This is a genomic window from Ruegeria sp. BG11 (genome assembly GCF_056538565.1).
Genome location: NZ_JBQFTH010000007.1, coordinates 1 through 23,308, shown reverse-complemented (window position 1 = coordinate 23,308; position 23,308 = coordinate 1). Strand labels below are relative to the sequence as shown.

Annotated in this window: 27 protein-coding genes and 1 pseudogene; 20 read left to right on the top strand and 8 right to left on the bottom strand. The window is 55.1% G+C overall.

Translation table 11 applies throughout. The features are described from left to right. Window positions 1-276 precede the first annotated feature (276 nt). From ACR0JF_RS12555 to ACR0JF_RS12545, 3 genes are all read right to left on the bottom strand, one after another. A complete protein-coding gene (locus ACR0JF_RS12555; RefSeq protein ID WP_170660801.1) occupies window positions 277-1,338 on the bottom strand; it encodes a YeeE/YedE family protein in 1,062 nt (353 codons plus the stop codon). 42 nt (window positions 1,339-1,380) lie between these two features. Continuing rightward, window positions 1,381-1,689 (bottom strand): ArsR/SmtB family transcription factor, encoded by a 309-nt coding sequence (locus tag ACR0JF_RS12550; protein WP_170380040.1) that lies wholly within the window; start codon window positions 1,687-1,689, stop codon window positions 1,381-1,383. A 100-nt stretch (window positions 1,690-1,789) separates the two neighbouring features. After that, window positions 1,790-2,164: a thioredoxin domain-containing protein gene (locus ACR0JF_RS12545; protein WP_170471056.1), complete on the bottom strand. Its 375-nt coding sequence runs from the start codon at window positions 2,162-2,164 to the stop codon at window positions 1,790-1,792. Window positions 2,165-2,244: 80 nt separating this feature from the next. On the opposite strand from ACR0JF_RS12545, the gene ACR0JF_RS12540 reads away from it, so the two are divergent. The 14 genes from ACR0JF_RS12540 (at window position 2,245) to ACR0JF_RS12475 (ending at window position 15,167) form a co-directional block, all read left to right on the top strand. Then, entirely contained in the window at window positions 2,245-2,985 is a 741-nt protein-coding gene (locus tag ACR0JF_RS12540) for a cytochrome c biogenesis protein CcdA (RefSeq protein WP_170660800.1), read from the top strand. Window positions 2,986-2,999: 14 nt separating this feature from the next. Further along, a complete protein-coding gene (locus ACR0JF_RS12535; RefSeq protein WP_170660799.1) occupies window positions 3,000-3,578 on the top strand; it encodes a SoxW family protein in 579 nt (192 codons plus the stop codon). 131 nt (window positions 3,579-3,709) lie between these two features. After that, window positions 3,710-4,186 carry a sulfur oxidation c-type cytochrome SoxX gene (gene soxX, locus ACR0JF_RS12530; protein ID WP_170660798.1) on the top strand — a complete coding sequence of 159 codons (477 nt, stop codon included), beginning with the start codon at window positions 3,710-3,712 and terminating at the stop codon, window positions 4,184-4,186. Between the two features lie 46 nt (window positions 4,187-4,232). Next, window positions 4,233-4,649, top strand: coding sequence for a thiosulfate oxidation carrier protein SoxY (gene soxY, locus ACR0JF_RS12525; protein ID WP_170380045.1), 417 nt, complete (start codon window positions 4,233-4,235; stop codon window positions 4,647-4,649). A gap of 34 nt (window positions 4,650-4,683) precedes the next feature. Then, window positions 4,684-5,013, top strand: a complete 330-nt coding sequence (soxZ, locus tag ACR0JF_RS12520; RefSeq protein WP_170380046.1) for a thiosulfate oxidation carrier complex protein SoxZ — start codon at window positions 4,684-4,686, stop codon at window positions 5,011-5,013. Between the two features lie 70 nt (window positions 5,014-5,083). Further along, complete coding sequence (soxA, locus tag ACR0JF_RS12515) at window positions 5,084-5,929, top strand: sulfur oxidation c-type cytochrome SoxA (RefSeq protein ID WP_170380047.1); 846 nt, start codon at window positions 5,084-5,086, stop codon at window positions 5,927-5,929. An 87-nt stretch (window positions 5,930-6,016) separates the two neighbouring features. After that, window positions 6,017-7,714 (top strand): thiosulfohydrolase SoxB, encoded by a 1,698-nt coding sequence (gene soxB, locus ACR0JF_RS12510; protein WP_170660797.1) that lies wholly within the window; start codon window positions 6,017-6,019, stop codon window positions 7,712-7,714. Between the two features lie 24 nt (window positions 7,715-7,738). Next, a complete protein-coding gene (gene soxC / locus ACR0JF_RS12505; protein WP_170660796.1) occupies window positions 7,739-9,001 on the top strand; it encodes a sulfite dehydrogenase in 1,263 nt (420 codons plus the stop codon). Further along, window positions 8,985-10,310, top strand: coding sequence for a c-type cytochrome (locus ACR0JF_RS12500; protein WP_170660795.1), 1,326 nt, complete (start codon window positions 8,985-8,987; stop codon window positions 10,308-10,310). Before soxC ends, ACR0JF_RS12500 begins: the two co-directional genes overlap by 17 nt. Window positions 10,311-10,312: 2 nt before the next feature. Next, window positions 10,313-11,023: a c-type cytochrome gene (locus ACR0JF_RS12495; RefSeq protein WP_170471072.1), complete on the top strand. Its 711-nt coding sequence runs from the start codon at window positions 10,313-10,315 to the stop codon at window positions 11,021-11,023. 24 nt (window positions 11,024-11,047) lie between these two features. Then, window positions 11,048-12,310, top strand: a complete 1,263-nt coding sequence (locus ACR0JF_RS12490; protein WP_170471074.1) for an NAD(P)/FAD-dependent oxidoreductase — start codon at window positions 11,048-11,050, stop codon at window positions 12,308-12,310. Between the two features lie 80 nt (window positions 12,311-12,390). Further along, window positions 12,391-12,825: a DUF302 domain-containing protein gene (locus tag ACR0JF_RS12485; protein ID WP_170661064.1), complete on the top strand. Its 435-nt coding sequence runs from the start codon at window positions 12,391-12,393 to the stop codon at window positions 12,823-12,825. Between the two features lies 1 nt (window position 12,826). After that, window positions 12,827-14,050, top strand: coding sequence for a 5-aminolevulinate synthase (hemA, locus tag ACR0JF_RS12480; protein ID WP_170660794.1), 1,224 nt, complete (start codon window positions 12,827-12,829; stop codon window positions 14,048-14,050). 58 nt (window positions 14,051-14,108) lie between these two features. Then, entirely contained in the window at window positions 14,109-15,167 is a 1,059-nt protein-coding gene (locus tag ACR0JF_RS12475; RefSeq protein WP_480669408.1) for a YeeE/YedE family protein, read from the top strand. Window position 15,168: 1 nt separating this feature from the next. Here the strand turns inward: ACR0JF_RS12475 and ACR0JF_RS12470 are convergent, their stop codons facing one another. The 4 genes from ACR0JF_RS12470 to ACR0JF_RS12455 form a co-directional block, all read right to left on the bottom strand. Continuing rightward, window positions 15,169-16,110, bottom strand: coding sequence for an MBL fold metallo-hydrolase (locus ACR0JF_RS12470; protein ID WP_170661063.1), 942 nt, complete (start codon window positions 16,108-16,110; stop codon window positions 15,169-15,171). A gap of 2 nt (window positions 16,111-16,112) precedes the next feature. Then, on the bottom strand, window positions 16,113-16,862 hold the full coding sequence (locus ACR0JF_RS12465; RefSeq protein ID WP_480669406.1) for an MBL fold metallo-hydrolase: 750 nt from the start codon (window positions 16,860-16,862) through the stop codon (window positions 16,113-16,115). Between the two features lie 284 nt (window positions 16,863-17,146). Next, on the bottom strand, window positions 17,147-18,265 hold the full coding sequence (locus ACR0JF_RS12460; protein ID WP_170660791.1) for a trimethylamine methyltransferase family protein: 1,119 nt from the start codon (window positions 18,263-18,265) through the stop codon (window positions 17,147-17,149). Next, window positions 18,240-19,115: a LysR family transcriptional regulator gene (locus ACR0JF_RS12455; RefSeq protein WP_170660790.1), complete on the bottom strand. Its 876-nt coding sequence runs from the start codon at window positions 19,113-19,115 to the stop codon at window positions 18,240-18,242. The genes ACR0JF_RS12460 and ACR0JF_RS12455 overlap by 26 nt, the downstream gene beginning before the upstream one ends. Window positions 19,116-19,220: 105 nt before the next feature. On the opposite strand from ACR0JF_RS12455, the gene ACR0JF_RS12450 reads away from it, so the two are divergent. The 6 genes from ACR0JF_RS12450 to ACR0JF_RS12425 all read left to right on the top strand — a co-directional run bounded on the left by ACR0JF_RS12450 (window position 19,221) and on the right by ACR0JF_RS12425 (window position 22,876). Continuing rightward, window positions 19,221-19,454, top strand: a complete 234-nt coding sequence (locus tag ACR0JF_RS12450; protein WP_170380068.1) for a hypothetical protein — start codon at window positions 19,221-19,223, stop codon at window positions 19,452-19,454. Window positions 19,455-19,530: 76 nt separating this feature from the next. Continuing rightward, window positions 19,531-20,379, top strand: a complete 849-nt coding sequence (locus ACR0JF_RS12445; protein WP_170660789.1) for an alpha/beta fold hydrolase — start codon at window positions 19,531-19,533, stop codon at window positions 20,377-20,379. A gap of 67 nt (window positions 20,380-20,446) precedes the next feature. After that, complete coding sequence (locus ACR0JF_RS12440) at window positions 20,447-20,605, top strand: hypothetical protein (protein WP_480669403.1); 159 nt, start codon at window positions 20,447-20,449, stop codon at window positions 20,603-20,605. A gap of 33 nt (window positions 20,606-20,638) precedes the next feature. Then, on the top strand, window positions 20,639-20,911 hold the full coding sequence (locus ACR0JF_RS12435) for an aspartate/glutamate racemase family protein (RefSeq protein WP_480669401.1): 273 nt from the start codon (window positions 20,639-20,641) through the stop codon (window positions 20,909-20,911). After that, window positions 20,908-21,051, top strand: a complete 144-nt coding sequence (locus ACR0JF_RS12430; RefSeq protein WP_480669399.1) for a hypothetical protein — start codon at window positions 20,908-20,910, stop codon at window positions 21,049-21,051. Before ACR0JF_RS12435 ends, ACR0JF_RS12430 begins: the two co-directional genes overlap by 4 nt. Before the next feature lie 283 nt (window positions 21,052-21,334). Next, a complete protein-coding gene (locus ACR0JF_RS12425) occupies window positions 21,335-22,876 on the top strand; it encodes a phospholipase D family protein (RefSeq protein WP_170660788.1) in 1,542 nt (513 codons plus the stop codon). 59 nt (window positions 22,877-22,935) lie between these two features. Here the strand turns inward: ACR0JF_RS12425 and ACR0JF_RS12420 are convergent. Beyond that, window positions 22,936-23,308: pseudogene (locus ACR0JF_RS12420) on the bottom strand (hypothetical protein); the annotation flags it as partial.

Sequence of the window (23,308 nt, the reverse complement as noted above, 5' to 3'; positions counted from 1 at the left end):
GGATTCATCGCCAACTCTCAAACGCAGCGAATTTCTCCTATGGTGAACCACACCGCAGCGATAAGCAAAACAAACGGGAAGGTTTTGAGGCGTAAACCGGAAGGTGCGGGTCTGTCGCTTAGACACCGGCGGCATGGACCGCGATGGTCATCTTACTTTGCGAACTGCTAACGAGCATGGTTGACGGACAATTTGCCTTCAACGGCGATCGGCTTCCGAAAAATAGAAACCGTCGAAACCGTCTTCCACACGTGAATTCTGGTTAGAACTGTAACCTCAACGCTCAGTTATGAAGGACAGCCCAGACACGAGTTGTTTCAACCCAATCGCCGCGCCGGCGAAGATGGCAGCGAATGTTACGGGCGCGCTGTAGGCCAAAAGTGAGAAGGCAGATATACCTTGCCCGACGCTGCAACCGACCGCGATGATCGCGCCTGGCCCCATAATCGCCGCGCCGAGCATCTGACGCTTGAGTTCACGTGGATCCTCGCATGCTTCCCATCTGAAATGACCCTTGGACCAGGACCCCAAGAATGCGCCAATGAGAACGCCGGAGACTGATCCGACCGCAAAGGACAAAGTGTTTCCTGAGGCCGTCATTAGGTAGAATATTGTGTCGCCAAGGGGCGCAGCGAAGGTATGGGTTTGAACTGGCTCACCGTCGAAACCGTGCGTCGCCACCCAGTTCGTGCCGAGCCACCCTGATACGATCGCCAGTCCAACTACAGATCCCCAGAACACCTGTGCGGGAGTTCGGCGGAAACGCTGGTTTGCCAAGGCGAAAATCACCAATACAACGCCAATAATGGAGCCAATGAGCCAAGCTGGGATAGAGGTCAGTTGTTCGGCAAGGAAGCTGATGCTTTGGGGGCCACTAAGACCCATCTCTTCGGGAAAGACCCAAACGCGCAAATATGCCAGGGGTCCGGACATGACAACGTAAGCAGATAGACCCATGATCAATACGATGACGAAAGATCGAAGGTCGCCGCCCCCAAGCCTTGCCAGCGCGCCATAGCCGCAATTCCCGCTGATGGCCATTCCGTAACCGAACATGAGGCCACCTACGATCGACCCAAGTGGGTTCCAGGTCTGCGCAAGATACCTTGTTCCAACTGGGTCCAGCCACCCGAAAGCCATAGCTAAGTGGCTGCCGACAATTGCTACGCCGATCGCAATTGCCCACATGCGCAGCCGCCGGTCATCATCTGCGTAAAGGTAGTCTTCGATTGCACCCAGCGTGCAAAAACGGCCAATGCGTGCGGCCAAGCCCAACACAATGCCACCGATCAAACCGATCAGGGCGACGGTGTTGGCGTCTCCCAATGCTTCAAACATTGCCAGTCTCCTCCCAAAGCTGGCGGGTATTTTTGGCGGCTTCTACTTTTCTCTGCAGAATAGATCGTAGACGACTTCCAGAATCTGTGTCGATCGATCATCCGCCAATCTGTAGTAGATCGTTTTCCCCTCGCGTCGCGTTTTGACCAAGCCCTCGAAGCGTAGGCGAGATAGTTGCTGAGACACGGCGGCCTGGCGTGCCGAGAGCATTTCTTCCATCTGCGTGACAGATTTTTCACCCGAAGACAGGTAGCACAAGATCATCAAGCGCCCTTCATGGCTGATTGCCTTGAGGAAATTTGACGCCGTCTGAGCATTTTCCATCATTCTGTCCAGGTCTTCGGCGCACATGTCCTTGGAGAACACAGGCAGTTTCGAAGATTTGTCCAACAAGATCGCCTCGCTTTCATAGCTTCACGCATTCGAAACAGTTTATTTAATCCGCCACATTTTATCCAGAGGTCTCAATCGGCACCCCAGCGTCACGCAGCAAAACGCCCAGCAACCCCCAGAAAAAATCTTCGCCGGGATAGCCTTCGATCCGTCCAACCTCTTGACCATTGTCCAGCAGAACAAAGGTTGGCGTGTAGTAGAGAGGCCGCTCCAAAGCGATGCCTTTAGGCATAGCTGCGTGGATATCGATGCGTTGAAGTGGCGCGGCATGTCCTTCGGGTGTCTTGGGATATATCTCCGAGACTTCAGTGTCCCAACGTGCGCACCACATACACCCATCTTCTTCGGCCATCAGAAGCGTCATTTCTGCCCGTGTTATCACCGGAGAAACAAGCATCGTGATTGCAAGCAAAAGCAGAAGTAGGTGGCGCATCTTAAGCTCCGATTGACCGCAGTAGCATATCTTTACTATTTTGAATATGTGAATGATAGCGTGCCAGGACAGGTTTGACCATGCTCGACATTACATTTGCAGGAGCTTTGGTCGCAGGACTGTTGTCTTTCCTGTCGCCGTGCATCCTACCTATCGTGCCGTTTTATCTTAGCTATCTGGCCGGCGTTGGGATTGATCAGATATCTGCGGGGTCAACACTTTCCGCCGGCGTTCGTCGCAGGGCAACGCTTTCTGCAATAGCATTTGCAGCTGGGATCATAACGATCTTCATGGCACTGGGGGCGACAGCTTCGATATTCGGGCAGCTGGTCCGAGAGTATTTCGACATCCTGCGCTGGATTGCAGCGGCGATCATCATTGCGATGGGGCTGCATTTCCTGGGGTTCATTCGCATCGGGTTCCTGTATCGCCAATTCCGTGCGGACGTCGGTGAAACATCAAGCGTAAGCCTTGTTGGGGCATATCTTCTTGGATTGGCATTTGCTTTCGGCTGGACACCCTGTGTTGGGCCAGTGCTCGCTGCGATCCTGTTTACAGCGGCCGGAACCGAAACGGCTTGGCGTGGAGCGGTGCTTCTATTCGTCTACGGGGTTGGAATGACCGCACCGTTTGTTCTGGCGGCCTTTCTGGTCCGCCCTTTCATGCAATGGATGGCGCAGTTCAGAAAGCACTTGCCCCTCATCGAAAAGGCCATGGGTGGCTTTCTGGTGCTCTTCGGCATCCTCATCGCAACCAATTCCATCAACTACATCGCACAATGGATGCTCGACCATATGCCTTGGCTCGCAGCCATTGGATAATCCGGGAGGAAGACATGAAACGAGTTTTGTCAGTATTGATCGCGTGTCTGATCGGCGGGACAGTTTCCGCCGCTGAGCTGGGCGACGGCGGTTTGCATAAAACACCGTGGATGCGCGACACGTTCAAAGACCTCCGCGAGGATCTTGAAGAGGCCTCAAGCGAGGACAAGCGGTTAGTTTTATTTATTGAGCAACAAGGCTGCATCTACTGCAAAAAAATGTATGAAGAGGTGTTCCCCCAGCCTGACCTTGCAGCGTTCATCGAAGAGAATTTCTTTGTCGTCCAACTGGATCTGCATGGCAGCACCACCGCTACCGACTTTGACGGGGAAGAAAACGAGCAAAGAGCGCTGATGCGAAAATGGGGGATTCTGTTTACCCCGACGCTTGTTTTTCTTCCTGAAGAGGTGCCAGAGGACGCTACAGCCATCGATGCCGCGGTCGCTGTTATGCCCGGAGCGTTCTCAAAAGGAACAACCATGGACCTTTTCACCTGGGTCGACGAAAAACGATATGAGCTTGATAATGGTGAAGATTTCCAACGGTATCATGCGCGGCGCATTCAAGAGCGAAACAATGTTTCTCAGGATTGAGCACTGCCGTTATAAATAAAAAAATTCATTATTATGAATTTAATGTTGCGACAAGCGGTACTCGTCGACTACGGTACACAAAGGCTTTGGGTCGCAAGGCGCCGTCGGCGCGTTAGCAAATGGGAGGGATCATGAAGCTGAGACTCTTAACATTGGTCTGCGCAATGACGGGCGTTGCTGCATATGCGGCAGATACAGATCCGCAGGACGTAACCTATGACGACTATGGTGCCATTGAGGCTTCGTTGACCGGTGCTGCTGGCGACGCGGCTAATGGCGCGCTCATCGTTGGTGACAAGTCAAAAGGCAACTGCGTCGCGTGCCACGCGGTCACGGTTTTAGCAGACATCCCGTTCCACGGCGAAGTCGGCCCGATGCTGGATGGTGCCGGTGATCGTTGGACCGAAGCAGAGCTTCGAGGGTTGGTCGCAAACGCAAAGATGACATTTGAAGGCACGGTGATGCCAGCTTTCTACAAGGATGACGGCTATATCCGCCCGGGTGACGCCTATACCGGAAAAGCTCCAACCGCGCCTTTGTCGTCGATCCTGACAGCGCAGGAAATCGAGGACGTGGTCGCGTTTCTTGCGACCCTGAAAGAGGAATAGTCGCGCATTGATGCGTGAATTCTCGAAGTTTCAAAGGAGATTGAAAATGGAACTCTCTCGCCGCGAGACACTGGCCCTTGGGCTGGGCGCCGCGTTCCTGACAATTATGCCGCTACGCGCAAATGCAGCTGCTGAAGATGCCATCGCGGCATTTACAGGCGGCGCAGATGTGGCTGACGGCGGTGTTACATTGACTGCACCGGAAATCGCAGAAAACGGCAATACCGTACCAATCGAAGTCAGTGCTCCGGGCGCAGCTGCAATTCTTATCGTGGCTGCAGGTAACCCCGAACCGGGCGTTGCAACTTTCAATTTCGGTCCATTGGCTGCTGAACAAGCCGCATCAACCCGTATTCGTCTTGCCGGAACGCAGGATGTCATTGCCGTGGCGAAGATGGCAGATGGCAGCTTTTCCAAAGCGTCCGCGACCGTAAAAGTGACAATCGGCGGCTGCGGCGGCTGATCGCCACGCGCCCTGAAGAACAGGAGACTAACCAATGGCATCCGGTGTAAAACCCCGCGTCAAGGTTCCAAAGACAGCCGCTGCTGGAGAAACCGTTACGATCAAGACATTGATCAGCCACAAGATGGAAAGCGGCCAGCGCAAGGACAAAGAAGGCAACGTCATCCCGCGTTCGATCATCAACCGTTTCACCTGCGAGTTTAACGGAGAAATGGTGGTTGATGTTACGATGGAGCCGGCGATTTCGACCAACCCGTACTTCCAGTTCGAAGCGACTGTGCCCGAGGCCGGTGAGTTTGTCTTCACCTGGTACGATGATGACGGCTCTGTCTACGATGAGAAGAAAACGATCGAGATCGCCTGACGGCTCGACGACTAAGGCAGATCAGCGCGGGTCCGAGGAATTGGCGCTGATCCACCAAGGGAGGAACGCAATGAATACCAAGGCAATTACGGCGATCGCGGCAATTCTGGTTGTCCCGGCTGCAGCGATGGCTGGACCGGACGAAGACAATCTCACGATCAATGATGAGCTGGACATGACCTCGGTCACTGAAGCTCCGGCACATCTGGAAAATTTGGACACGATCTATTCGGGTTGGCATTTCCGCACGGATGAAACGCAAGCGCTTCAAATTGATGACTTCGACAATCCTGCAATGATCTTCGTCGATCAGGCCGCCGATCTCTTCGAGACCGTTGATGGTGCCGCTGGCGAGAGCTGCGCCTCATGCCACGATGGGGTGGAAAGCTTCAAGGGATTGCAGGCGTCCATGCCGAAGGTGGATGCCGAAACCGGCAAGCTGGTCGTCATGGAAGATCTGATCAACAAGTGTCGTACGGACCGCATGGAAGCGGATGCCTGGAAATGGTCCGGGGGCGATATGCAAGGCATGGTCGCTTTGATCGGTCTGCAGTCACGTGGGTTGCCAATGAATGTCGCAATTGATGGCGATGCTGCCCCGTACTGGGAGCAGGGTAAGGAGATGTATTATACCCGCTATGGTCAGTTGGAGTTGAGCTGTGCCAATTGTCATGAAGACAACTGGGGCAACATGATCCGTGCTGACCACCTGAGCCAAGGTATGATCAACGGGTTCCCGACTTATCGTCTGAAACAGGCCAAGCTGATCTCGCGCCACAATCGTTTCCGCGGCTGTATTCGCGATACGCGGGCGGAAACTTTTGCGGAAGGATCGGACGAGTTTCGCGCGCTTGAGCTCTACGTGGCCTCACGTGGCAACGGGCTTTCAGTCGAAACTCCTGCAGTACGCCAATAACGAACGAGCCGCGCGGGTGTTGTCCTGCGCGGGTTTTTTCATACAATAACATTCACACATTTATATGTGTTATAGGAAAGCTGATAGATGATTTCTCGACGTGACTTCTTGCAGGTTTCAATGGCAGCCTCGGCTCTGTACGGCGCGTCCGGTTTTGGCAAATGGGCCAAGCTTGCTGCGCAGCAAAGCCTAACGCAGGATCAATTGCTGGAGTTCGAGACCTTCGGCAATATCAGCTTGATCCATGTCACCGATATTCACGCGCAACTCAAGCCGATCTATTTCCGTGAACCCGAGATAAACCTTGGTATTGGCGATGCGCGAGGACAGATGCCGCATGTCACAGGGGCGGCTTTCCGCAAGGCCTACGGGATCGAAGATGGAAGCCCGTCGGCATATGCGCTGACCTACAACGATTTCTCTGCGCTGGCCAAGACCTACGGTCGGGTCGGTGGATTGGACCGCGTCTCAACTGTCATCAACGCCATACGTGCTGACCGTCCTGATGCCCTTCTATTGGACGGAGGCGATACCTGGCACGGTTCCTACACCTGCTATCAGACGGCCGGTCAGGACATGGTCAATGTCATGAACGCGCTGAAACCCGATGCTATGACCTTCCATTGGGAGTTCACGTTGGGCAGCGACAGGGTTAACGAAATCGTCGAAGGTTTGCCCTTTGCGGCCTTGGGTCAAAACATCTTTGATGCCGAATGGGACGAACCTGCAGAATTGTTCCAACCCTATAAGTTCTTTGATCGGGGCGGTGCAAAGGTTGCTGTCATCGGGCAAGCGTTTCCTTACATGCCAATCGCGAACCCAGGCTGGATGTTCCCAGAATATTCATTTGGCATCCGGGATGAAAACATGCAGGCCATGGTCGACGAGGTTCGCGATGCCGGTGCCGATGTTGTTGTCGTCCTTAGCCACAACGGCTTTGACGTGGACAAGAAGATGGCAGGTCGGGTGCAAGGGATCGACGTGATCCTCAGCGGTCACACCCATGACGCACTTCCCGAGCCGGTTCTGGTCGGAAAAACGCATATCATCGCGTCTGGCTCGAACGGAAAATTCGTCAGCCGTGTGGATCTCGACGTGAGAGATGGACAGATGACGGGGCTGAAGCACAAGCTGATCCCGATCTTCTCTGACGTCATCGCTCCTGATCCTGCGATCACCGCTCTGATAAATGATCAGCGCGCGCCTTATGAAGCTGCGCTGAGTGAGGTGATTGGCAAAACGGATTCGTTACTCTACCGCCGCGGCAACTTTAACGGCACTTGGGATGACCTGATTTGCGATGCCCTGATCAATGAGCGTGAGGCAGACATCGCGATGTCGCCTGGCGTCCGTTGGGGACCCTCAATCCTGCCGGGACAAGATATCACGCGCGAGGACATCTGGAACGTCACATCGATGTCGTATCCCAATGCCTATCGCACAGAAATGACAGGCGAATTCATCCATGTGATCCTTGAGGATGTCGGTGACAACCTGTTCAATCCCGACCCTTACTACCAGCAGGGCGGCGATATGGTCCGCGTTGGTGGGCTTGGCTACCGCATCGATGTGACCAAACCACAAGGGCAACGGATCAGCGAAATGACTCTGCTCAAAACCGGTGAAGCGATTGATCCGTCGAAAACCTACGTCGTGGCTGGTTGGGCCAGTGTCAACGAAGGCACCGAGGGCCCGCCGATCTGGGATGTCGTCGAAAACCACATTCGCAACCTTGGCACCGTCACGGTGCAAGAGAACACCAGCGTCGATGTTGTCGGCGCTTAAGAAACAGATGGAGACCTAAGAGATATGGATGACGCGTTCAAACCGTCCCGCCGGGCCTTCCTGAAAGGCAGCGCTGCGGTCGCTGCAGGATCAGTTGCGGGCGCGGCAGCCGCAAACACGCCTGATCCACTGATAACAGAGCTTCAGGATTGGGCATCTTACACGGGCGCCGGTGTCGATGAGTCACCTTATGGCATGCCGATCAGCTTCGAATCTCATGTCGTTCGGCGCAACGTGGAATGGCTGACCGCCTCTCCGATTTCGTCGATCAACTTCACGCCGATCCACGCGCTTGATGGCACGATCACTCCGCAAGGATGCGCCTTTGAGCGTCATCATTCGGGCGCGATTGAGCTGCGCAAAGAGGACTATCGCCTGATGATCAACGGGCTGGTCGATCGCCCGCTGGTCTTTACCTACGACGACATTGAGCGGTTTCCGCGCGAAAATCACGTGTATTTCTGCGAATGTGCGGCGAATACGGGTATGGAGTGGGCGGGTGCGCAACTCAACGGCGTCCAATTCACCCATGGCATGATTCACAACATGGAATACACCGGTGTTCCGCTGCGTACGCTGTTGCAGGAAGCAGGCGCCGATATCTCACCAGACAAATGGGTCTATGTTGAGGGCGCAGATGCGTCATCCAATGGCCGCTCCATCCCGATGGAAAAAGCGCTGGATGACGTGCTGGTGGCTTTCAAGGCAAATGGTGAAGCACTGCGCATGGAGCACGGATATCCCGTGCGACTGGTTGTTCCGGGTTGGGAAGGCAACATGTGGGTCAAGTGGCTGCGCCGCATTGAGATCGTCGATATGGCGGTCGAAAGCCGCGAAGAAACATCAAAATACACTGATGTCTACGCCGATGGCAGGGCCCAGAAATGGACGTGGGTGATGGATGCAAAATCCGTCATCACTTCACCCAGTCCGCAAATGCCCATCAAACATGGACCGGGACCTTTGGTTATTTCCGGACTTGCCTGGTCAGGCCACGGTCAAATTACGCGGGTCGATGTGTCCAAGGACGGTGGGATCACCTGGGAGACGGCGCGTCTTGGTAAGCAGGGCGACAGCAAGGCTTTGACGCGCTTCTATCTCGACACGAACTGGGACGGAGCACCAATGTTGTTACAGGCCCGGGCGATAGATGAGACCGGCTATGTGCAGCCGACCAAAGACCAACTGCGCGAAAAGCGCGGAGAGAACTCGGTCTACCACAACAACTGTATCCAGACTTGGTACGTGAGCGCAGAAGGGATCGCCGAGAATGTCGAAGTCTCTTAGTCATGTTTTCCTGCCTGTATTCGGCGGCACGGCGTTGGTGCTTGCGGCGGCAGTGGCTATTGCGAACCGGAATTACGGCCAATCGCAGATAGAAACCTTGGAAACCCGGATCAGTCAGGTTGAGGCGCATGCAGCTACAGCCCAGGAAAACGCGCAAGCAGAGGCCAGCCGGGCAGCCGAACTGGCGGCCAAGGTCGAAGAAATCCAGACCGCAGCGGCCGAACGGATCGCAAACGGGATGAACCTGACCGCGCCTGCGCCCAGCAGCGAGGGCACATACGGGCTTGGGCGCCCCGCGCTGGAGCAAGAGATCGCAGCCTGGGACGTTGACGTATTGCCCGATGGGCGCGGTTTGCCGGTTGGATCAGGCGATGTCTGGACCGGAGAAGAAGTGTTTGTCGATCGCTGTGCGTCCTGTCACGGAGAGTTTGCCGAAGGCGCCGACAATTGGCCTGTTCTGGCCGGCGGTTTCGACACACTTGCCGACGAAGATCCTGTGAAAACTGTTGGGTCTTATTGGCCGCATTTGTCGACTGCTTGGGATTACATTTCCCGCTCAATGCCGTTTGGTGAAGCGGGCACTCTTACGGCGGATGAGACCTACGCAATCGTCGCCTACATCCTTTATTCCAATGATCTGGTGGATGACGACTTCGTTCTTAATAACGAAAACTTCGCCGAATTCGAGATGTACAATATGGACGGTTTTGTCGTCGATGTTCGACCCGAGACGGAATACGCGGAATGGCGAGAGGAACCTTGCATGGAGAACTGCAAGACAGAGGCAGCGGTTACTATGCGTTCTGTCTTTCTGGTTGAGACGCCACCAGAAGGCGGTTCGAATTCGGTCATGAATGAAGCCAGCGCGGACGGGTTACCGACGTTCACGGCGGCAGGGCCCTCGTTCATTCCAGCCGCAGCGCCAAAGCCTGAGGAAGAAGCCGCCGCAACACCGGATGTTCAGGAAATCGACGAGGCTGACCAGACTACGGAACTGTTCGCAGCTGGTGAGAAGGTCTTCAAGAAGTGTAAGTCCTGCCATCAGGTTGGTGACGGTGCAAAGGACAGTACGGGCCCTGCGCTGAACGGGGTTATCGGGGCCAACGCAGGTTCGGTTGAAGGGTTCAAATACTCCAAAGCTATGAAAACAGCTGCCGAGGCTGGTCTTGTTTGGACCGAAGAAGAAATGGCGGCCTTCCTGGCAAAACCCAAGGACTACATGAAGGGCACACGCATGTCCTTTGCTGGGCTTAAGAAACCAGACGATATTGAAGCCGTGATCGTTTACCTCAAGTCGTTCGGAAGCTGATCATGCGGTGGTTGAACATTTTTTTGACCTGCGCGGCGGTTATGGTTGCTGTTGCCCCATCGACCCACGCCACCGAAGGCCTCGGCGACGCCGAAGCCGGAAAAGAAGTGTTCGCCAAATGCAAAGGCTGTCATCAGGTTGGAGATGGAGCCAAAAACAAAATCGGGCCGCATTTGAATGGTGTCTTTGGGCGCAAGGCTGCTGGTCTGGACGGTTTCAATTACTCAAAAAGCCTAGAGCGTGCGGGTAACTCGGGTCTGGAATGGCACGCTGATACTCTGTCCGCCTACATCGAAAACCCACGCGCATTTGCGTCAGGCACGCGGATGAGTTTTCCCGGTTTGAAAGACCCGGAAGACCGAGCCAACGTGATCGCCTATTTGCGGGCGTTTTCGGACAATCCTCAGGACATCCCAGAAGCGGACCCAACGGCGAAAGGCACGGATCATTCGATCGATCCCGCGATCCTGGCGATACAAGGAGATCCTGAGTACGGCGCATACCTCAGCAGCGAATGTACGACATGCCACCAGATCGAAGGAGGCGATGAGGGCATTCCTTCGATTGTGTATTGGCCTGACGAAGACTTCGTGGTCGCCATGCACGCTTATAAAGACAAACAGCGGCCACATCCGGTCATGCAAATGATCGCCGGACGGCTGAGCAATGACGAGATCGCGGCATTGGCCGCCTACTTCAATAATCCAGAATGAAAGTGCCTAAGGGGAGGAAACGCGATGACACTCAATAGACGAGTATTTCTTGGAGCCGCCGGGGTAGTGGCCGCCGGGCTATCTGCTCCGATGGTGCTGGCTCAAGGCAAGCCCCGTGTGGTGGTTGTTGGTGGCGGCGCCGGCGGTGCGACTGCAGCACGTTACATAGCCAAGGACAGCAAAGGTGAGATTGACGTGACGCTGATCGAGCCGTCTCGGACCTATTACACCTGTTTCTTCTCAAACCTTTATTTGGGAGGTTTTCAGGAGCTATCGGACATCGCCCACAGCTACGGCACGCTTGCCGCGAACTACGGTATCAACGTCGTGCATGATTGGGCCACTGGGGTCGATCGCGACGCAAAGACGGTGTCCTTGGCGGGTGGTGGGTCAGTTCCTTATGACAAACTGATCCTCAGCCCGGGTATCGACTTTGTTGATGGCGCGGTCGAGGGCTGGGACCTCTCGGCCCAAAACAAGATGCCACATGCGTACAAGGCTGGTTCTCAGACTGAGCTTTTGAAAGCGCAGATCATGGCGATGCCCGAAGGTGGTACCTTCGCGATGGTCGCTCCTCCTAACCCGTACCGTTGCCCGCCCGGGCCGTATGAACGGGTTTCGATGGTGGCGCATGTGCTGAAAGCAAACAACCCAACAGCAAAGATCATTGTAGCTGATCCGAAGCCGAAATTCTCGAAAATGGCATTGTTCCAAGAAGGCTGGGGAAACAACTATGAAGGAATGGTTGACTGGATCGGCGAAGATTTCGGCGGCGGCAATGTATCCGTGAATCCGGAAGCAATGACGGTGACTATCGACGGCGAAGAGACGAAGGTTGATGTCTGCAATGTGATCCCAGCGATGAAAGCCGGTCGCATTGCGGAAATGGCGGGAGTGACCGACGGCAATTGGGCACCGGTGAACGCTGCGGATATGTCATCCAAAGCCGATCCCGATATCTACGTTCTTGGTGATGCCAGCCAGCAGGGTGACATGCCGAAATCCGGTTTTTCGGCAAACAGCCAGGCGAAAGTATGTGCGAACGCAGTAAGAGGTGCGTTGACCGGGTCAAAAGTATTCCCGGCCAAGTTCTCGAACACATGCTGGTCGCTCATTGACACCGATGATGGTGTGAAAGTTGGCGCGACTTATGAGGCGACGCCTGAAAAGATCGCCAAAGTCGATGGCTTTATCAGCCAGACCGGAGAAGATGCCGACCTGAGGAAAGCAACCTACGAAGAGTCTCTTGGTTGGTACGCCGGTATCACGTCGGACATGTTTGGTTGAGGCAATTGGGGGCTTTGACCGGTGTCAAAGACCTCGATGATCAATCTGAGAAAATGCGGTTCAGGAGGAGGACTAAAACCATGAAACACTTTATCGCCGCAGCCGCGTTTTCCACTGTTCTGGCGAGCCAAGGGCTTGCAGAAGAGATCATCACTATTCCCTACGACGGCAGTTTTGATGATGCAACGTTTGCCGTCGAATCCGCGATTGTGGGACAGGGACTGGTCATCGACTATGTGAGCCATGTTGGGGAAATGCTGAATCGAACAGGCGCAGATGTTGGCAGCGACAAGCAGATATTTGCGGCCGCAGATATCTTCATTTTCTGCTCGGCAAAAATTTCGCGTGAGGTCATGGAAGCCGACCCAATGAATATTGGCTTTTGCCCTTACGGGATATTTGTGGCTGAAGACGACAGTGGCGTGATGGTTGGGTACCGAAGCTACCCTGACGGGCCAATGCAAAAGGTCCAGTCTCTGTTGTCAGGAATCGTCGAAGAAGCCGTTGGGAACTGAAATGAACTATCAGCAGTTTTTCCGTGGTCAACTCGACCAGCTTCGGGAGGAAGGGAACTACCGGGTCTTTGCAGATCTCGAACGACAGCGCGGCGCGTTCCCGACAGCACTTAGCTACGCGGAAAATGGCCCCGAAAAAGTCACTGTGTGGTGCTCAAATGACTATCTGGGAATGGGTCAGCACCCCAGTGTTGTCGCAGCAATGCACAAGGTGATCGATGAGGTTGGTGCCGGGGCGGGAGGAACGCGGAATATCTCTGGAACGACCCACCAGCATGTTTTGCTGGAGCAAGAGCTTGCTGATTTGCATGGCAAGGATGCAGCGTTGCTGTTTACGTCCGGTTACGTCTCGAACTGGGCCGCGCTGGGAACCTTGGCGTCTCGCATTCCTGGCATCACAGTCTTGTCCGATGAGTTGAACCATGCCTCGATGATTGAGGGCATTCGCCACAGTCGGTGTCAGAAGCGTATCTGGAAACACAACGACGTGGCGGACCTTGAAAGGCACCTTGCTGAACTGCCTGCCAATGCCCCAAAGCTCATTGCGTTTGAGAGCGTCTATTCCATGGATGGCGATATTGCACCAATTGCCGAGATCTGTGATCTGGCCGATCGCTACGGCGCGATGACCTATTTGGATGAGGTTCACGCCGTAGGGCTTTATGGACCGCGCGGAGGCGGCATAGCTGAGCGCGAAGGCCTGATGGATCGGATAACCGTCATCGAGGGGACATTGGGCAAAGCGTTCGGCGTAGTTGGTGGATACATCGCGGCGTCGAAAGAGCTTGTTGATTTTGTCCGGTCCTTTGCCAGTGGGTTTATCTTCACCACTGCATTGCCTCCCGCTGTGGCCGCAGGAGCTGCCGCTTCGGTTCGGCACCTGAAGCAAAGCAATTCGGAACGACATTTGCACCAGCAGCGCGTGCGCGAGGTGCGAGACAGGCTGGACGATCTGGGTATTCCGCACACACCGAACCCAAGTCACATTATTCCGGTCATGGTCGGCGATCCGGTCAAGTGTCGCTTCATCTCTGACGTACTGATGCGTGACTATGGAATTTACATCCAGCCGATCAACTATCCTACCGTCCCCAAGGGAACGGAACGTCTGCGGATTACATCTTCCCCAGTGCATTCCACCGAAGACGTGGATCGACTGGTATCTGCCTTGGGTGAGTTATGGACTCAATGCCAATTGGCGCGCAGGCCAATGGCTGCGCAGTGACAATGACAATTTGACCGAAAACGAGGACGCGCAAGCAACGAAGTGAGAGTTTCTCTTGATGGAAAGGCTCATCGATTTGTTGGGAGACCCTGGCGCTTTGGCATTTGCCGGTGCGCTTGTCGGTATCTTGTTCGGCGTGACGGCCCAGAAGTCTCACTTTTGTTTGCGAGCGTCGACCATCGAAGTCGCCGAAGGCGAGCTTGGTCCACGCTTGGCGGTTTGGCTGATCGCCTTCACCGCTGCGCTCACCTTAGTACAGGCGTTTGTCGCGTTTGAGTGGTTAAACCTTTCCGAGACACGCGCGATCGCATCGAGGGGTAGTCTTAGCGGCGCAATAATTGGCGGCGCGATGTTCGGTGCCGGCATGGTTCTGGCGCGCGGGTGTGCATCTCGCCTATTGGTATTGGCCTCCTGCGGTAATCTGCGCGCCCTGATTACAGGATTGGTTTTAACCTTAGTGGCTCAGGCTGCTTACACGGGCGTTCTTAGTCCCGCCCGCGAATTGCTTTCCGGGATTTGGACTGTCTCAGGGGGCGCCTCGAGAGATCTTTCAGAAATACTTGGATTTTCGCCAGCAGCATATACAGCTGTTGCAGCGTTGGGATTGGTCTTGGCATTTGTATTTGCAATCCACCGGAGCGTCGCGCCTGTCAGGATCGTAACCGCCGCAGGCGTTGGCGTGGCTGTGGCGCTTGGCTGGTTGATGACCTTTTCGATCGCGCAAGCATCTTTTGACGCCGTGCCCGTGTCGTCAATAACATTTACCGGACCGGCCACAGATACACTAATGGCGTTAGTCGCGGAGAGGAACGTTGTTTTGTCTTTCGGTATCGGCCTTGTTCCAGGCGTAGCAATTGGTGCTGCAGGCTCAGCCCTAACTACAGGGGAGTGGAAGATCGAACGTTTTGGCCCTGATACTCCCATGGAACGCTACCTTGCTGGAGCTGTCCTCATGGGGTTTGGAGCCATGCTGGCCGGAGGTTGTGCCGTGGGGGCAGGGCTTTCGGGAGGGTCCGCCCTGTCATTGACGGCATGGCTTGCCGTTTTCTTCATGTGGGTTGGAGCGATCAGCACGCATAGGTTATTGAGGCGAATGCCTGTTCCACAAACGTCCTGAGCTATTCGAATTCCATCTGCTCAAATACGCGCCCGGCATTTTTTGTCGCCAGTTCCTCAAACGTGTCCAAATGGGCATATGGTGACTGATCGACATAGTAAGCCTCAGCCAGATCGCCGCCAGCATCCATGTGCTCTTGGATCTTGCCGCGCAGATAGATCAGGTAGTCGCGTGTATAGCGGCGCACCTGATCCATGTTTGTCGGATGACCGTGGCCGGGGATGACAAATGTGGCTCCCAAAGCTTCGAACTCGTTGTCCCAAGTCTCAAGCCAATCCGCCGTATAGGTCTCTTGAAAAATAGGCAGCATGCGCTCGTGAAACGCCATGTCACCCGCGATAACAAGGCTTTGGTTCGGCAGCCAAATCGAGATATCGCCGGGACTATGGGCCGGTCCGAGATATTTGGCCTCAATCCGGAAATCACCCATTTCAATTACGTATTCATCCTCGAATGTCTCGGTTGGGCCAGCCAGAAACGTTCTTTCCGCCTTGTCCTGATTGTACCGTTGCATTCCTTCAAGGATCTGAGGGCCGTATTCCTCGAATTCAGCCGCAGCATCCGAATGGGCGATAATTGGAACGCCGTGCTCTGACCAGTAGGCGTTGCCAAGCATTGCGTGCCCCTGGCCATTCTCGTTGAAGACAAGCTTAACCGGCTGATCCGTGATCGCCTGAATTTCCTGGTGAAGTGCTTCGGCAAGCAAATAAGCCGCGCCACCGTTTATGACGACCACGCCCTCCCCGGTAACTATGAAGCTGAGGTTGTTGTTGTGACCAGAGTTTTCGTAGGTCGGCGGGGCGGTTGCGCCAATGGCGGAATAGACCCCGGGGATGTACTCGACCGGTTCGGAATACAGCACACTTTGCGGGTATTGGTCTGCAATATCCTCGCTTGCCCAAGCTGGTGTGGCTAGGGCCAAGAAAATCGCCAGCGATCGCATCATTATTGTTCTCCAATGAACTCATAAGCAGACCCAGTCTTCTCGATCCGGCCGATTCCACCATTCGGCAGGTGGAAACCAATTATTTTCATTTGCTCGTGTGAAATCTGATCCAGCAGTGAAATCCGAGTTAATGCCGCCGCCTGCGGATCCTGATCCGTGCCGCTGTGCCAGTCGGGGCGTTCAAAAGCTACGTGTGGATTTCCCAGCGCGTCGCCGACAATCATCACGGATTCACCGCCGCTGCGAATTTCAAACGCCATGTGACCGGGAGTGTGTCCAAAGCTCGCGCGTGCGGCAATACCGGGAAGGATCTCTTGCCCGTCGTAAAAGAACGCGACCTTATCCTCAATTGCTTCCATACGCCGTTTTGCGCCTACTGCGAACGCAGCGCGATCTTCTCCAATGGTATCCATCGTTGAGGGGTTCCACCAATAATCCCACTCACTACGGCCAAAGTGATGCGTGGCGTTGGGGAACAGAAGGTCGTCGAAATCATCCAAAACGCCCCAAATGTGATCCGGGTGCGCATGGGTGAAGATCACGTGCGAGATGTCTTCGGGCGACAGGTTGATAGTTTCAAGAGATTCCAGAAGCTTGCCAGATGTTGGCATGAAATCGGGCCCAGCTCCCACATCGAACAGCACTGTGTTTTTATCATCTCGATAAAGCGCCACGTTGCACTCTGGCTCGTATTTGGTCGCGTCCACCTTGTAGCTGTCCAGAAGCTGCCTGAGTTCTTCCTTCGGCATGGCGCCGAAGACCATTTCCGGAGGCAATGACAGGTACCCGTCTGACATGGTCGCAATCCGAGCCGAAGAACCGAGTTGTAGCTCTGCCCAAGCGATTTTGGACTGAACACCAAATGCCGCGAGACACGCGGCGTTGTGTAAGAAAGTACGTCGAGAAAATGAATTTCCACCCATACAAAATCAATAAAATGAATGTTTTAATTTGTAAATGACGAAAGATGGAAAAGGATGGAATTCCGCCAAGCTGTATGCAGGCAGGGCGCTAAGTAGAAGCGCTTTCGGTTTCAACCCAAAGTTTCCGAGTAATGGTTCCCGATCGCCTTATCGCAATTGAACTTCTCAACACCGACGGTCCGGCCAAACTCCAGCCAGCCCGCCGCATGCAAGATCAGGTCGGCTCCTCCGGTCAAAGATGCCCCGAAGGCGCTGGCCCCTTCATATCCGGCCTGAGCGTCATTGATCTTGGACGACGTGACCAAACCGTCGCCACGGCAGGGGACCCCAAGTCGGCGCACCAACTGGCAACCGGCCAATTGGGCCAGGTGAGATTCTGGTGTTCCAAAGATCGGACCCATGAACTGCATCGAAAACGGGGTTGCGAAGATCCCGCCGACCACCGGAGCGCCGGGGCGATAGATTTGCGTCAAAGCCAGCCCAACCATGATTTCCGCAAGCCCCTGAGCCAGCGCCCCGGCAATGGTCACCGGCGCGGTGGCCCCCATCATCATGTAAGAGGCAACAAGGCTCGCCTGACCCAATTCGGCCGACGCCCGCAGGCAGCGCAAAGGATTAGCCTGAAAGACCAACGGAGGCGTCAGGTTGATCAGGTGAAGCAACCGACAGTCTTCGTCCGTATCCTTGACGCCAGCCGCGCTGGCAACCTCGCGCAGAGCGTCTTCGGACAAGACGGTGCCCATCATCGGCTTATCTGAAAGCTCCAGATGGGCGCGGGCGAGCTCCATGTAGGGCACGAGTGCGTCGCCCTCATGGGCGATGCAAAGCTGAAAGCCGGTGCTGTCGATTGCCGGTGAAGCTTTGCATAGGCGCACGAGTTCGCGGTAGTCCTCGAGCGTGCCCTGGCGGATGGTGTCGTCCGCGTGACGGACATTCGGCGGGCCATAGAAGGGGACGACCACCGGGCGGTCGCCTCCGACCGTGACCGAAGTCGCTTCGGTCTTTCCTTGCCAGAAAAAGGAGGCGGGCGCATGTGCAAGCAGATCGCGCAGACGGTCAGCACCGATACGCACACGCTCGCCTTCGATCCGTGCCCCGACCGACGTCATGGCGTCGAGGCTGTCGGGATCGCCCCGCAACTCAATCCCTATTTCGTCGAGAATTTGGGCTGCCTGTGCTTCGATAGAGGCCAGGGCTGGTTCTTCAAGCAACGCGTAGGGGAATTGCATTTCTGACCTGTCTGGAGATTTCCTGGATGAGCGCCTTGACTGCATCATTCCGGTTCTTGGGGCGAGTTCGCGCGACATAGGCGATGGAAGGCGGCTCTGGGAACACATCTTCGACAACCTCCAGGTCAGGCGACAGGTGCAGCCCGTTCATCAGCGCGACCCCCAACCCCGAGCGCACGGACGATAGGATACCCGCCGCACTGGGGCATTCGAAGGCCGTTTCAAACCGCTGCCCGCCCCGCGCCCCTTCGGCACTGGCCCAGTGTTTGTAGAAACAGTTGCTGTCAAAGGCGAGAAACGGCACCGGGACCGACAGGTCCAATGGAAGGTCATGCGATTTGATCCAATGCAACTGGTCTTCATAGAGAACCAGATCGTCAGGGAGCACATCGCGGCTGAAGACCTGCATGACTGCAACGTCGATTTCACCGGCCTCCAACCAGCCTGCGAGGGTCAAGCTCTGGCTGATCCGTGTGCGCACTTGGGTTTCTGGGTGTAGCCGGGTGAAGCGACCCAAAATGCGGGCCACGTCGCCGCCCGTTGCGTCTTCAGTCATGCCCAGTTGGATCATACCTTTGAGTGGTTTCTTGCCCAACGCCGCCAGCGCCTCGTCATGCAGATCCATCATGCGCTGTGCATATCCCAGCAACCGCTCACCCGCCTCGGTGAACAGCGGCCCGCCAGCTCGGCGCGCCAGAAGATCGCAATCCAGCACCTTTTCCAACCGTCTGACCTTGTGACTGACCGCCGGTTGCGACAGCGCAAGATGTTCGGCCGCGCGCGTGACGCCCCCATGAGACGAGATTGCCAGAAGCGCCCGTAGGCCATCTATTTCCAGCCGTTCAGCCATGGCATGTCCCCATTCGAATACCTTATCAATTCATGACAATCATTCATTCTATAGATTGATTGCTCTGAAACTACAATCGGGGAAAGTCAGAAAACGGATTGAAACATGACAACCGATGCAAACAAATCGCTTGAGTGGGGTGGAGCCTTTTTGTCCATCGCCTATTCCCTGCTCATCGCCTCCAACACTGGATACGAGGTGCTTTCCTTCGTGTTTTTCCTGTTGTCGGCGCTTCTGCTTTTTACCCTTGCGGTGCGCAAGCGGATGTGGGGCTGGACGACGATGCAGGGCTTCTACATCGCCGCCGGCGCCTACGGCATTTTTGCCTGGAGCGTCTGACCGTTCCTGCGCTCCCTTTCCTTGAAATCATCCCCGAATAGCAGCCCGACCAGCCCACCAAAGCAGGAGAAATATCATGACCCAACTTGTTGACCGACACTGTGTGATAAACGGAAACCGCATCGCCCACGGCGTGCATGGTGAAGGCGCGCCTGTAGTCCTCATCCACGGCACTCCGTCCTCGTCCTGGATCTGGCGAAACATCCTGCCTTCGCTGGTCGAGGCCGGATACAAGGTGCATGTGTTCGACTTGCTCGGGTATGGCCTATCGGAACGTCCACGCGACCCAAACATTGACACCTCGGTCACCGGGCAGGTTCCGATCCTTGAAGGGCTGTTCGACATCTGGGGGCTGGATAACCTGCATGTCATCGCCCATGACATCGGTGGTGGTATCGCCCAGCGGTTCGGCATCCAATCCCTTGGGCGTGTCCGCACGCTGACCATGATTGACGTGGTGAGCTATAACAGCTGGCCCTCGAAGCGCACCCGTGAACAGATGCAAGCGGGTCTTGAGAAGCTGATCAAGGCGCCGGATGCAGAACACCGTGAGCATTTCCGTGAATGGCTCTATTCGACAGTGCAGAATAAGAAACGTCTCGCCGAGACCTCGATGGAAACCTACCTCGATTTCATCTGTGGTCCCGTAGGCCAGGGCAGTTTCTTTCAGCATCAGGTTATGCACTACGAACCCAAGCACACCGATGAGGTCGCACCGCGCTACGCCGAGCTCGGTGTGCGTCCGGTCCAATTGATCTGGGGCGCGGATGACGCCTGGCAGGTGGTCGCATGGGCCCACAAGCTGAACGACGCCATCCCCGGCTCGGAACTGCATGTGCTCGAGGACTGCGGCCACTTTTCAATGGAAGACCAGCCTGAGAAGATCTCGGCCCTGCTAGTCGACTTCCTCAAACGCAACAGCTGATCAGACTGGGTCGGGTCGACTGTATGTTGACCCGCCAAAATGCCCTGACACGAAAAGGCCTAACTAAATGTTTTATGCACCCCGTGACCCCGGCATCAAAAATATCAGCGTGCGTCAGAACCATGTGGGCTATGGGATGGGCCTTGGCGTCATGCTTCTGGACGATGCCTATCCGGGCTTCCCCGGTGACGTGCGAAACCCAAGCGCGTTTCCCTTTCCGATCTAATACGACATCGCCACGGACGTCAGCAACAAAACCTTGGTTTGGGACCAGGACAAAACGCCAGTTCGCGCGCTGATCATTGCATCCGCAAAGCGGTTGGAAAGATACGGATGCCGCGCCATTGCCGCAGAGTGTGGATACTTTGCCTATTTCCAGCAGGATGTCGCCACCGCCGTAAATGTGCCGGTGTTCACGTCCAGCCTGCTGCAGGTGCCATTTGCCCAGACCCTCATAGGCCACCTTGAAGCCGCCGGAATTGATCCGAATTCCAACCTGATCATTGGAAGCGCCCAGGACGAACTGGGGTGACCGAGTTCGACAAACTCTGGGATCCGGAAAAACGTCCAGACGCTCCTCTCGCAAACTTTGAGACCGCAGAACGCCAGATGGTAGAGGCCACCAAAGCACTCGTGGCACGCTATCCAAACGTCGGCGCCGTCGTTTTTTGAATGCACAGGGATGCACCCGTTTTCTCGTGCAGCACAGCGCGAGGTGGGCCTGCCGATTTTCGATTGGGGGACCTTGCTGCACTATGCCTACTCAGCAGTCGCTGCCCGAGACTACTATGGGCATGTTTAATCGGGTATGTCCGATTCCATGGCTCACCAATTACATAGCAGACAAACATTGGTGCTCAGTCTGTTGCTTCGACCTAAGTTCTTGAAAAACTATCTGTCGATAGGTCAAACTCAGGTCTAGTGCAAATCCAACTAGCCAATTATGGAACCCTGAATGCGGCTGATCAGAATATGTTTGATTTCGGTGGCGCTGATGGCAGTGGCCATAGTCGGGTTAAGGTGGACCTTTCCACTTCCTGAAGAAAATTTTTCTCAGCCAACGTTTAAGCAAGATGCCGATTGGGACGGACCATTAGGCGCAACTATTAGAAATGCACTTGAGCGTAACCCCGGGCTTGACGGTGTAAGGCCTTTGGGCAATGGACGCGCAGCTTTTGCGGCCCGGGCGATCCTTGCGAGAGAAGCAACATCCTCAATCGATGCTCAGTACTACATCTGGCAAGATGACGTTACCGGCCTGATGCTTCTTGAAGAACTTAGGGCAGCAGCAGAGCGCGGCGTGCGCGTCAGATTGCTGGTCGACGATAACGGTATCTCCGGATTGGATGATTTGCTTGCCGAACTGGACGCCTTGCAACATGCAAAAGTACGCATCTTCAATCCGTTCACTTTGAGGAACCCAAAACTTCTGTCCTATGCATTTGACTTTGGTCGCCTGAACCGGCGGATGCATAACAAGTCAATGACTGTGGACGGGGTCGCCACGATAGTTGGGGGACGCAACATTGGTGACATCTATTTCGACTACGGGGCGGGAACGCACTACCTGGATGTAGACGCGATAGCTATCGGCCCGATTGTGGATGAGGTATCGCAATCATTCGACGCATATTGGAACAGTGCCTCCGCGTACGATGCTGATCTCTTCTTAGACCCTCCGGCGGGAAAAAGCCTGAAGGCAAAGGCGGATGCAGCACGCCAGACTGCGGTTGGTGCAGGCTATCAAAGGGCAATTCAGGATAACGAACTGGCCGACCGGATAGCGGCACATGATCTGAAGTTCGAGTGGAGCGAAGTTACACTTTTTGTCGACGACCCGTCAAAAGGTTTGGGCGAAGTAGAAAGTGAAGACCTGATTGTCGAACAACTTATCGAGTTCGCCAAAACCTCTCAGACCTCATTGGACTTGGTCTCTGCGTATTTCATTCCGGGGGAAAGAGGCGCGGAGGTTCTGGAAGGGTTGGCAAAGTCCGGAGTGAAGGTCCGCGTCTTAACCAACTCACTGGATGCCACGGATGTGATGCCCGTGCACGCGGCATATATGCGATACAGGGAAGACTTGCTGAACAGCGGTGTAGAGTTGCTTGAGCTTCGAGCTTTGCGGCGTGAACATCGCGAGCGCAGCCTGCCCGAGATGCTGGCTGGATCGGCGTCCGGACTACACGCAAAAGTCTTTGGATCGGATGGAGAACGGATATTTATAGGCTCTTACAACCTCGACCCCAGGTCCGCGCGACTGAATACGGAAATGGGTCTTATGATCGAAAGCCCAACGATTGCTGCGTCGCTTGCGGAGCAATTGAACCGGCCTGAGTTTTCTTACCGCGTCGAACTTAACGACAGCGGCGAGATGATCTGGCTGCAAGAAGAGCAGGATGGGACAGTCACCATTCACACAGCAGACCCGGAAACCACCGGTTTACAGCGTGCCCTGACGGCCGTTGTCAGGTGGGTGCCGGTCGAATGGATGCTCTAGTCATCAAACGACCGACAATCTGTTGACCCGCAGCCAGAGACACCAGTACGTGATCTGACCTACAGTGAAGTCACAATGGCCCTGGCGTAAGCTTCCATGTCGACACTGGCACCTCCGGTTGCGTGCCAAACCACGACAGCGTCTTTTCCTGGCGAGACATAGATGCCTTGGCCATTCATCCCACTTTTGTAAAAATCGCCATCGGCAAAAACGGCATCCCATTGGTATGCGTTTGCCATCGGCTGTTCACGGAATGCTTCAGTAAGGTGCGGGCCAAGTGTTCCTTTCATATAATATGCGGCGACGCCCGCTGTTTGGATCTTGTCGATCATCTTTTCAGAGGTCTTTTCAGAAGAACTTTGGTTGAGCGGGGCAGGGGTATTGCGCGGCTTTTGCATATTACCAGACCTGCTTCTTTCAAATACTTCAAAA

Bases quoted from the DNA above. Each gene is read 5' to 3' on its own strand.
- ACR0JF_RS12425 (WP_170660788.1), top strand. From the start codon at position 21,335: ATGCGGCTGATCAGAATATGTTTGATTTCGGTGGCGCTGATGGCAGTG.
- ACR0JF_RS12450 (WP_170380068.1), top strand. From the start codon at position 19,221: ATGACAACCGATGCAAACAAATCGCTTGAGTGGGGTGGAGCCTTTTTG.
- ACR0JF_RS12460 (WP_170660791.1), bottom strand. From the start codon at position 18,265: ATGCAATTCCCCTACGCGTTGCTTGAAGAACCAGCCCTGGCCTCTATC.
- soxB (WP_170660797.1), top strand. From the start codon at position 6,017: ATGATTTCTCGACGTGACTTCTTGCAGGTTTCAATGGCAGCCTCGGCT.
- ACR0JF_RS12445 (WP_170660789.1), top strand. From the start codon at position 19,531: ATGACCCAACTTGTTGACCGACACTGTGTGATAAACGGAAACCGCATC.
- ACR0JF_RS12545 (WP_170471056.1), bottom strand. From the start codon at position 2,164: ATGCGCCACCTACTTCTGCTTTTGCTTGCAATCACGATGCTTGTTTCT.
- ACR0JF_RS12555 (WP_170660801.1), bottom strand. From the start codon at position 1,338: ATGTTTGAAGCATTGGGAGACGCCAACACCGTCGCCCTGATCGGTTTG.
- ACR0JF_RS12495 (WP_170471072.1), top strand. From the start codon at position 10,313: ATGCGGTGGTTGAACATTTTTTTGACCTGCGCGGCGGTTATGGTTGCT.
- soxC (WP_170660796.1), top strand. From the start codon at position 7,739: ATGGATGACGCGTTCAAACCGTCCCGCCGGGCCTTCCTGAAAGGCAGC.
- soxY (WP_170380045.1), top strand. From the start codon at position 4,233: ATGGAACTCTCTCGCCGCGAGACACTGGCCCTTGGGCTGGGCGCCGCG.
- ACR0JF_RS12475 (WP_480669408.1), top strand. From the start codon at position 14,109: ATGGAAAGGCTCATCGATTTGTTGGGAGACCCTGGCGCTTTGGCATTT.
- hemA (WP_170660794.1), top strand. From the start codon at position 12,827: ATGAACTATCAGCAGTTTTTCCGTGGTCAACTCGACCAGCTTCGGGAG.
- ACR0JF_RS12440 (WP_480669403.1), top strand. From the start codon at position 20,447: ATGTTTTATGCACCCCGTGACCCCGGCATCAAAAATATCAGCGTGCGT.
- soxA (WP_170380047.1), top strand. From the start codon at position 5,084: ATGAATACCAAGGCAATTACGGCGATCGCGGCAATTCTGGTTGTCCCG.
- soxZ (WP_170380046.1), top strand. From the start codon at position 4,684: ATGGCATCCGGTGTAAAACCCCGCGTCAAGGTTCCAAAGACAGCCGCT.
- soxX (WP_170660798.1), top strand. From the start codon at position 3,710: ATGAAGCTGAGACTCTTAACATTGGTCTGCGCAATGACGGGCGTTGCT.
- ACR0JF_RS12535 (WP_170660799.1), top strand. From the start codon at position 3,000: ATGAAACGAGTTTTGTCAGTATTGATCGCGTGTCTGATCGGCGGGACA.
- ACR0JF_RS12455 (WP_170660790.1), bottom strand. From the start codon at position 19,115: ATGGCTGAACGGCTGGAAATAGATGGCCTACGGGCGCTTCTGGCAATC.
- ACR0JF_RS12470 (WP_170661063.1), bottom strand. From the start codon at position 16,110: ATGCGATCGCTGGCGATTTTCTTGGCCCTAGCCACACCAGCTTGGGCA.
- ACR0JF_RS12500 (WP_170660795.1), top strand. From the start codon at position 8,985: ATGTCGAAGTCTCTTAGTCATGTTTTCCTGCCTGTATTCGGCGGCACG.
- ACR0JF_RS12465 (WP_480669406.1), bottom strand. From the start codon at position 16,862: ATGCCGAAGGAAGAACTCAGGCAGCTTCTGGACAGCTACAAGGTGGAC.
- ACR0JF_RS12540 (WP_170660800.1), top strand. From the start codon at position 2,245: ATGCTCGACATTACATTTGCAGGAGCTTTGGTCGCAGGACTGTTGTCT.
- ACR0JF_RS12485 (WP_170661064.1), top strand. From the start codon at position 12,391: ATGAAACACTTTATCGCCGCAGCCGCGTTTTCCACTGTTCTGGCGAGC.
- ACR0JF_RS12490 (WP_170471074.1), top strand. From the start codon at position 11,048: ATGACACTCAATAGACGAGTATTTCTTGGAGCCGCCGGGGTAGTGGCC.
- ACR0JF_RS12550 (WP_170380040.1), bottom strand. From the start codon at position 1,689: ATGTGCGCCGAAGACCTGGACAGAATGATGGAAAATGCTCAGACGGCG.